Consider the following 1,027-nt stretch of genomic DNA (forward strand, 5'->3'; position numbering starts at 1 on the left):
CCCGGCATCGAGGTCTCGCCCGCGTGCAGCTTGACGATGTACTCGATCGTGGCGACGACGTCCTCTTCGGTCAGCGTGCCCTGAGTGATCTCGGCGTCGACACCGAGCTTCTTATTGATCTTGTAGCGGCCGACCTTGGCCAGGTCGTAACGCTTGGGATTGAAGTACAGGTTCTCCAGCAGCGTCTGCGCCGACTCCTTGGTCGGCGGCTCACCCGGGCGCAGCTTGCGGTAGATGTCCAGCAGAGCGTCGTCCTGGCCGGCCGTGTGGTCCTTCTCCAGCGTGGCGCGCATGGACTCGTACTGCCCGAACCGCTCAAGGATCTGCTCGCCGGTCCACCCGAGCGCCTTCAGCAGAACCGTGACGGCCTGCTTGCGCTTACGGTCGATGCGGACGCCGACGCTGTCACGCTTGTCGATCTCGAACTCGAGCCAGGCACCCCGGGAGGGGATCACCTTGCAGCCATAGAGGTCCTTGTCGGAGGTCTTGTCGACACTGCGGTCGAAGTAGACGCCCGGGGACCGGACCAGCTGGGAGACCACGACACGCTCGGTGCCGTTGATGATGAACGTGCCCTTGCCGGTCATGAGCGGGAAATCGCCCATGAACACGGTCTGGCTCTTGATCTCACCAGTGGTGTTATTGATGAACTCCGCCGTGACGAACATCGGGGCGGAGTAGGTCATGTCCTTGTCTTTGCACTCATCGACTGAGTACTTGGGCGGCTCGAACCGGTGGTCGCGGAACGACAGGGACATGGTCCCGGAGAAGTCCTCGATGGGACTGATCTCCTCGAAGATCTCTTCGAGACCCGACTGGGCCGGAACGTCCTTGCGCCCGGCCTGGCGAGCCGCCTCGACCCGCCCCTTCCACTTCTCGTTGCCGAGCAGCCAGTCGAAGGACTCGGTCTGCAGAGCGAGAAGATCAGGAACTTCGAGCGGCTCCTGAATTCGTGCGAAAGACACACGACGGGGACCAGCGGGTACGGCGGAGGCGTTGCGCGAGGCTGCCAACAGATGTCCTTCCG

At 62.9% G+C, this 1,027-nt stretch carries 1 pseudogene; it reads right to left on the reverse strand.

The annotated features are described in order from the left end of the window. Nucleotides 1-1,013 (reverse strand): annotated as a pseudogene (locus AB0395_RS48865) (DNA-directed RNA polymerase subunit beta); the annotation flags it as partial. Between the last annotated feature and the right edge of the window lie 14 nt (nt 1,014-1,027).

The organism is Streptosporangium sp. NPDC051023 (assembly GCF_040689595.1).
Classification (GTDB): Bacteria; Actinomycetota; Actinomycetes; order Streptosporangiales; family Streptosporangiaceae; genus Streptosporangium.